The sequence below is a fragment of the Streptomyces sp. NPDC060205 genome (genome assembly GCF_042728395.1).
GTDB lineage: Bacteria > Actinomycetota > Actinomycetes > Streptomycetales > Streptomycetaceae > Streptomyces.
Window position 1 is genome coordinate 1 of sequence record NZ_JBHWZP010000520.1, and the last position, 4,573, is coordinate 4,573.

General features: G+C 70.6%; 3 protein-coding genes. All 3 read left to right on the forward strand.

Translation table 11 applies throughout. The features are described from left to right. Positions 1-556, forward strand: a 556-nt coding sequence (locus ACFWGJ_RS42250; protein WP_387334273.1) for a carbohydrate ABC transporter permease, incomplete at its 5' end; no start/stop codon positions are given. A 14-nt stretch (positions 557-570) separates the two neighbouring features. Continuing rightward, the gene (locus ACFWGJ_RS42255) at positions 571-1,470 is read left to right on the forward strand and encodes a carbohydrate ABC transporter permease (protein ID WP_387334274.1); all 900 of its coding nucleotides are present in this window, start codon (positions 571-573) and stop codon (positions 1,468-1,470) included. Further along, a complete protein-coding gene (locus tag ACFWGJ_RS42260) occupies positions 1,470-4,394 on the forward strand; it encodes a glycoside hydrolase family 2 TIM barrel-domain containing protein (protein ID WP_387334275.1) in 2,925 nt (974 codons plus the stop codon). Before ACFWGJ_RS42255 ends, ACFWGJ_RS42260 begins: the two co-directional genes overlap by 1 nt. Positions 4,395-4,573 lie beyond the last annotated feature (179 nt).

Sequence of the window (4,573 nt, forward strand, 5' to 3'; positions counted from 1 at the left end):
GGTCGCCGTCGCGATCATCTTCGGCTCGGTCTTCTCCACCAACTTCGGTCTGGTGAACGCCCTGCTGCAGGCGGTCGGGCTGGACCAGATCGCCTGGCTGAACACCCCGTGGGGCATCAAGGTCGCCATCGCCACCCTGATGACCTGGCAGTGGACCGGCTACAACGCGATCATCTTCCTCGCCGGACTCCAGACGATCCCCGGCGAGCTGTACGAGGCGGCCCGCATGGACGGCGCCGGGCCCGTGCAGACCTTCTTCCGGATCACGCTCCCGCTGATGCGGCCGGTGCTGCTCTTCGTGCTCGTCATCTCGACGGTCACCGGACTGCAGAGCTTCTCCGAACCGCAGGTGCTGCTGCAGTCCACCGCCAACGAGTCCACGTTCTCCGGCGGTCCCGACCACGCCGGCCGCACGATGGTCCTCTACTTCTTCCAGCAGACCTTCGACAACAACGACTTCGGTTACGGCGCCGCCGTGGCCTGGGGCATCTTCCTCGTCGTCGTCATCTTCTCGATCGTCAACTGGCGCCTGGTGCAGCGCCGGGGCGAGGACTAGGGAGGCCCGTCACCATGGCTGTCACCACACAGACCGAGCCCGCCCCCACCGAGCCGCCCCGTACCGGGCCCGCCAAGGGCACGCGCATCCGGGGCACTCAGCGCAGAGGCATCGCTCTGCACGTCTCCCTGCTGTTCGGGGTGCTGCTCTCCGCGTTCCCGTTCTACTGGGCCGTGATCATGTCGACGCACACGTCGACCGAGATCTTCTCCTATCCGCCGAAGCTGCTGCCCGGCTCGCACTTCGGCGACAACCTCAGCAAGCTGTTCGACAGCATCGATTTCTTCGGGTCGATGGTCAACTCGCTGCTCGTCGCCGTCTCCGTGACGTTCCTCGTGCTGTTCTTCGACTCGCTGGCCGCGTTCGTCTTCGCCAAGTTCAAGTTTCCCGGCCGCCGGACGCTGTTCGCGATGATGATGGCGATCTTCATGGTGCCGGCGCAGCTCGCCGCCATCCCGCAGTTCGTGATCATGGCAAAGCTGGGCTGGATCGGCTCGATGACCTCGCTGATCGTGCCGGCCGCCGCGAACGCCTTCGGCATCTTCTGGATGCGGCAGTACATGAAGAGCGCGATCCACGACGAACTGCTGGACGCCTCGAAGATCGACGGGGCGAGCTTCCTGCGCCAGTACTGGCACGTGGCCCTGCCCGTGGTCCGCCCCGGGCTCGCCTTCCTCGGCATCTTCACGTTCATGGGCCAGTGGAACGACTACGCCTGGCCGCTGATCGCCCTCACCAACCCGGACAACGTGACCCTCCAGGTCGCCCTGTCCCAGCTCAACGGCGTCCACGGCACCACGGACTACGGAATGGTCATGACGGGCGCGGTCCTCGCCCTGATCCCCCTGCTGATCGTCTTCGCGATCGGCGCCAAGCAGATCATCGCCGACCTCGGCAAGGGAGCGATCCGCTGATGGGACGCGACCACCTGCTCGCCCTGCGGCCCTGGGAGTCACCGGAGACGACCTCCTGGCAGCGGCTGCCGATGAACGCGGTGGACCGGCGCTCCGGCGCCCTGTCCCTGGACGGCTCCTGGCACTTCCAGCTGCTGCCCTCACCGACCGGGGCGTCGGGCGAGTGGACCCTCGCCGACGTGCCGGGCGTGTGGACCATGCAGAGCCCCCACGACCTGCCCCAGTACACGAACGTCCGGATGCCGTTCGCCGACGTCCCGCCGCACACGCCCGCCGCGAACCCGACGGGCGTCTACGAGCGGTCCGTGGACATCCCCGCCGAGTGGGCGGGCCGCCGGATCGTCCTCCAGGTCGGCGCCGCCGAGAGCGTGCTCCTCGTCCATGTGAACGGCCGGCCGGTCGGCATCTCCAAGGACTCCCACCTGGCGGCCGAGTTCGACCTCACGGCCGTCGTACGCCCCGGGGACCCGGCGACCGTACGGTTCACCGTCGTCAAGTGGTCCGACGCCTCGCACATCGAGGACCAGGACCAGTGGTGGCACGCGGGCATCACCCGCTCGGTGCTGCTGTACACCACCGACCCGCTGCACCTCGCGGACGTGACCGTGCGCGCGCCGCGGGACGGGCACCTGTCGGTCGACTGCAAGGTACGCGACACCGCGGGACCGCTGCCGGAGGGCTGGTACGTCACCGCGGCCCTGGACGGCCAGCTCCTCACCCAGGACACGGAGTTCGACCGTCTCAACGCCGAGGACATGCGGGTGTCCGACTTCTACGGCGAGGCGCGGCTGCGGACCGTCGTCAAGGACGTCCGCCCCTGGACAGCCGAGACACCCGAGCTGTACGACCTGGCCGTGCGGCTGCACCGCTTCGACGGTTCGATCGCCGACAGCTCGCACCACCGGGTCGGGTTCCGGGACGTCGAGATCGTCGGCCGGGACCTGCTGGTCAACGGCGAGCGCGTCTTCATCCGGGGCGCCAACCGGCACGACTTCCACCCGCTGACCGGCCGCACGGTCACCGCGGACGACATGCGCGCCGACCTCGTCGTCCTCAAACGGTTCGGCTTCAACGCGGTCCGCACCTCGCACTACCCGAACGACCCGGCGCTGTACGACCTCGCCGACGAGCTGGGTCTGTACGTGGTGGACGAGGCGAACATCGAGTCGCACGACCACGCTCACGAGATCGCCGACGACCCCCGCTACCTGCCCGCGTTCGTGGACCGGGTCGCGCGCATGGTCCTGCGGGACAAGAACCACCCCTCGATCATCGTCTGGTCCCTGGGCAACGAGTCCGACTACGGCGCCAACCACGACGCGGCGGCGGGCTGGGTGCGCCGCCACGACCCGACCCGGCCGATCCAGTACGAGGGTGCCGCCAAGATCGACTGGGCGGACGAGAAGCTCGCCTCCGACATCGCCTGCCCCATGTACGCGCCCATCGAGGACTGCGTCGCGCACGCCCTGTCCGGCCGGCAGACCAAGCCGCTCATCCAGTGCGAGTACTCGCACGCCATGGGCAACAGCAACGGCACGCTCGCCGACACCTGGGCCGCCATCGAGTCCACCCCGGGCCTTCAGGGCGGCTTCATCTGGGAGTTCTGGGACCACGGCATCCTCCAGCGGGTGAACGACGGACGACCGGCCGGCCGAGGCGGCGTGGGCCTGTACGACAACGGTGTCACCGCGCCCGGCCACCGCTGGGCCTACGGCGGCGACTTCGGCGAGACGATCCACGACGGCGCCTTCATCGCCGACGGCGTGGTGTTCCCCGACCGCACCCCCAAGCCCGTGATGTACGAGCACCGGGAGATCGCGGGCCCGCTCAGGCTGACGTACGACGAAGGGGTCCTCCGGGTCCACAACAGGCAGCACTTCCGGGGTCTGGAGTGGCTCGCGGCCGAGTGGCTGCTCGTGGGCGCCGACGGTACGACGCGGCGCGCGCCGGCCTCCCTGCCCGAGGTGCTGCCGGGCGGGTCGGCGGAGGTGCCGCTGCCCTTCCCGCTGCCCGAGCCGGCCGCCGGTGAGACCTGGCTGACCCTGCGGGTCACGACCGCCGACGACGAGGCGTGGGCACCGCTCGGCACGGAGGTGTGTGTGCCGCAGGTCCGGCTGGCCGCCGCGGCCACCGACACGCCCCCGGAGCCCGCGACCGGTCCGGCCGTCACGCTCGACGAGGACGCGCTGCTGGTCCACCCCCTGCTGACGTCCGCGCCGCGGCTCTCACTCTGGCGGGCGCCCACCGACAACGACGAACTCGGCGGCATGGCGGCCCGCTGGCACGACTGGGGCCTCGACGCACTCGTACGCAAGGTCGTGGACGTGCGCGAGGAGGGCTCGCGGGTCGTCGTGCTCAGCGAGTACGCGACCGGTGCCGGGCCCGTCCGCCACGAGCAGGTGTTCACGCCGGTCACCGGCGGCATCCGGGTCGAGGAGTCGGCCGAACTCCCGGCGGGGCTGGACGACGTGGCCAGGGTCGGCACGGTCTTCGAGACGACCCCCGGACTCGACGTCCTGGACTGGTACGGGCAGGGCCCCTGGGAGTCGTACCCGGACCGCAGCGCGGGCGCGCCCGTGGGACACCACTCGCTGCCGGTGGACGAGCTGTTCACTCCCTACCTGCGCCCGCAGGAGAGCGGCGGGCGGCACGGGGTGCGGCGGTTCACGCTGTCGGCGCCGGACGCCACGGGGCTCGCCGTGGAACTGGGGGCGCCGGGACAGGTCTCCGTCAACCGGTACCGGGCCGAGGATCTGGCCGCCGCCACGCACCACGACGAGCTGGTACCGCGGCCGGGCTGTGTCGTGCACCTCGACACGGCGCACCGGGGGCTCGGCACGGCGTCGTGCGGGCCGGACACCTCGGCCGGGTATCTCGTGCCGCCGGGGACCCACCGGTGGGAGTGGACGCTGCGCGTGCTGTAACCGTCCGGAACCGGCGGTGCGGCGGAACCGGCGGGGGGAGGTGCGTTCGTTTGCGGGTGCGGGTGCGTGGGGGCTGGTCGCGCCGTTCCCCGCGCCCCTGAAAGGCAGGGGCCTGCGCCCCCCCCGAAAGGCGAAAGATTGCGCCGTTCCCCGCGCCCCTAGAGGCAAGGGGCTGCGCC

Excerpts from the sequence above, each read along its gene's own strand:
- ACFWGJ_RS42255 (WP_387334274.1), top strand. The coding sequence starts at position 571 with ATGGCTGTCACCACACAGACCGAGCCCGCCCCCACCGAGCCGCCCCGT.
- ACFWGJ_RS42260 (WP_387334275.1), top strand. The coding sequence starts at position 1,470 with ATGGGACGCGACCACCTGCTCGCCCTGCGGCCCTGGGAGTCACCGGAG.